This window comes from Burkholderia sp. Ac-20392, assembly GCF_017104585.1.
Taxonomy (GTDB): Bacteria; Pseudomonadota; Gammaproteobacteria; order Burkholderiales; family Burkholderiaceae; genus Burkholderia; species Burkholderia lata.
Genome location: NZ_JAAGPB010000770.1, coordinates 1 through 2788 on the forward strand (window position 1 = coordinate 1; position 2788 = coordinate 2788).

Below are 2788 nucleotides of genomic sequence, written 5' to 3' on the forward strand. Positions count from 1 at the left end.
GTGGTTGCCGGCGGGCCTCGCAGCCGTTGCGCTCGCGACCGATGCGGCGGCGAGCGAAACGGCAAGTCGCGACGGCAGGCACGCGCGAGCGACGGCAAACGACGCCGTCGCCGCGCGCTCACGCACGCGGTCGTCCAGGCACAGGGCCGGGACGGTGGTCGCGAAGCGGATGCCGTTGCCGTGTTTCATCTGTCTGGCGTTCCTCGATGCCGGCCGTTACGCGGCCTGCCAGTACGTGTCGAGGCGCGCGTACAGTGCGTCGCGCTGCGCCGGTTCGATGAACGATGCCTCGAAGCCGTTGCGGATCACCGCATGGACTTCGGCATCCGTGAGTTGCAGCCCTTCGGCCGTCGCGAAGTAGTTTTCGTTGACGTAGCCGCCGAAATAGGCCGGATCGTCGGAGTTGATCGTCACCGCGACACCGCGATCGAGCAGCGCCTTCAGCGTGTGCTTCGCCATGTCGTCGAATACGCAAAGCTTCAGGTTCGACAGCGGGCACACGGTGAGCGCCGTGCGCGACTGGGCGAGGCGCTCGACGAGTGCCGCGTCCTCGATGCTGCGCACGCCGTGGTCGATCCGGTCGACCTTCAGCACGTCGAGTGCTTCATAGATGTACGCGGGCGGGCCTTCCTCGCCCGCATGCGCGACGAGCTTCAGCCCGAGCGCGCGCGCCTTCTCGAACACGCGTGCGAACTTGGTCGGCGGATGGCCGAGTTCGGACGAGTCGAGGCCCACGCCGATCAGGCGATGGCGATAGCGCTCGAACAGCGGCAGCGCGGATTCGAAGGTCGCGAGCGCATCCTCTTCGGACAGGTGACGCAGGAAGCACAGGATCAGCTTGCTCGACAGCCCGCGCTGTTCGGCATCGGCGAGTGCACGCTCGATGCCTGCGACGACCGTCTCGATCGATACGCCACGCTCGGTGTGCGTCTGCGGATCGAAGAACAGCTCGGTGTGGACGACGTTGTCGGCGAGCGCGCGTTCGCAGTACGCGGCCGTCATGTCGTAGAAATCCTGCTCGGTCAGCAGCACGCTCGCGCCTGCGTAATAGATGTCGAGGAACGATTGCAGGTCGGTGAATGCGTACGCGGCGCGCAGCGCGTCGATCGAGTCGTACGCGAGCTTCACGCCGTTGCGCTGCGCGAGCGCAAAAATCAGCTCGGGCTCGAGCGAGCCTTCGATATGGATGTGCAGCTCCGCTTTCGGCGCGCGGGCAATCTTGTCCTTGAATGTCGGGGTCATGGCGTCGTTCTTGGTCGGTCAGTAGGTAGGGGAAGCCTGTGCGGACGCATTCGCGTTTGCCTCGACGGCCTGCAGCAATTGCGCCGCCACCGAGATCGCGATCACTTCGGGTGCCTTGTCGATGATGCCTTCGACACCGATCGGGCAGCGCATCCGCGCGACCTGGGCCGGGTCGATGCCGATGGCTGCGAGGCGATGATCGAACTGCACGCGTTTCGCGTGCGAGCCGGTCATCCCGAAGTACGCATAGTCGCCGCGCCGCAGGATGCGCTCGGCCAGCACGAAATCGAGTGCATGGTCGTGCGTCATCACGACGAAGTAGGACTGCGGCGGTGCGGCGTCGACCGCGTCGGCCGGGGCAGCGGCCGCTTCGATCGCGAGGTTGCCGATGCCGGCGAGCGCGTCGGCCGGCGGGAACACCGCATCGGGCCCGTCGATCCAGCGCACGTGGCACGGCAGCGTCGCCAGCACCTTCACGAGCGCGGTGCCGATGTGCCCGGCGCCGAACAGCACGACGGGGAACGCATACGGCGCGATCGTTTCGGTCATCAGCGACACGCCGCCGGTTTCCCACAGCAGGCAGTCGGCACGCGCGGCTTCCGATTCGGGCTCGCTCAACAGCGGCGCGCCCGGCGAGGGGCCGAATGATACGCTACGCACGGTCGCGGCGCCGGCCGCGACACGCTTCGCGAGCGACATGATCCAGCCGAGATCGCCTACATCGAGCCGCTCGAACGCGAGCACCACGGCGCCGCCGCAGCACTGGCCGAGGCTCGGGCCGAGCGCGAGCCGCTCGAGCCGGCGCGCGTGCGGCACGTGCGCGCCATCCTTCAGCAGATGCCGCGCGATCTCGATCGCCTTCCATTCCAGATGACCGCCGCCGATCGTATGGCGGGCCATGTCGCGCGTGACGAGCATCTTGGTGCCGGCTTCGCGCGGTGCGGAGCCGTCGGTGTGCGCGACCGTCACGAGCACGGCCGCTTCGCCGTGCGCGAGCAGTTGCTGCAGATCGCCGAGCCAGGCTTCCATCAGCACGCTCCGTTCGGGACGACGTGGCACGGCACGCGGCGCGGGCTGGCGAGCGTGGCGGCAACGATGACGGACGGGAACGAAGCGGGCCGGCCGCATGGCCGATGCGGTGCGGCGGCGCGCGGACGGAGCGCGTAGACGGCACCGCCGGATGCGCGGACGCCATGAGGGTGACGGATGCGGATGGTTTGCGTTGTCATGATGAATCCAGTCGACATTGCGGATCGGGCGCGCGTTACGCAGGGGTGGTGAGACCGCCTGGCCTCGCGCACGTAGATCGCCATCCAGTCACGAAGATAGCACCGCAGGGCGACGGGAACATCGCGGGGCGGTGATCCGGGCTATCAGGAGGCGATCATGTCGATCATAGGCCCGCCGCGCGGGATCAGGGCGCCGATGCGTGCACATCGGGCCGAAACGCAGGCGTGGCGGGGCTGGGCGCGGAAGTCGCGCGATGCGCGTTCGCCCGGAGACCCGGGCGGCGGCGGAGTAGGTGTTTACGCTTGACGGGCCGGAT

Annotated in this window: 2 protein-coding genes and 1 pseudogene; all 3 read right to left on the reverse strand. The window is 68.1% G+C overall.

Features of this window, described 5'->3' with window-relative positions; genetic code table 11:
* Positions 1 to 189 (reverse strand): annotated as a pseudogene (locus tag G3N99_RS37985) (hypothetical protein); the annotation flags it as partial.
* 27 nt (positions 190 to 216) lie between these two features.
* Positions 217 to 1242: an adenosine deaminase gene (locus tag G3N99_RS37990; RefSeq protein WP_174987638.1), complete on the reverse strand. Its 1026-nt coding sequence runs from the start codon at positions 1240 to 1242 to the stop codon at positions 217 to 219.
* 18 nt (positions 1243 to 1260) lie between these two features.
* The gene (gene xdhC / locus G3N99_RS37995; RefSeq protein WP_174944683.1) at positions 1261 to 2271 is read right to left on the reverse strand and encodes a xanthine dehydrogenase accessory protein XdhC; all 1011 of its coding nucleotides are present in this window, start codon (positions 2269 to 2271) and stop codon (positions 1261 to 1263) included.
* Positions 2272 to 2788: the final 517 nt, after the last annotated feature.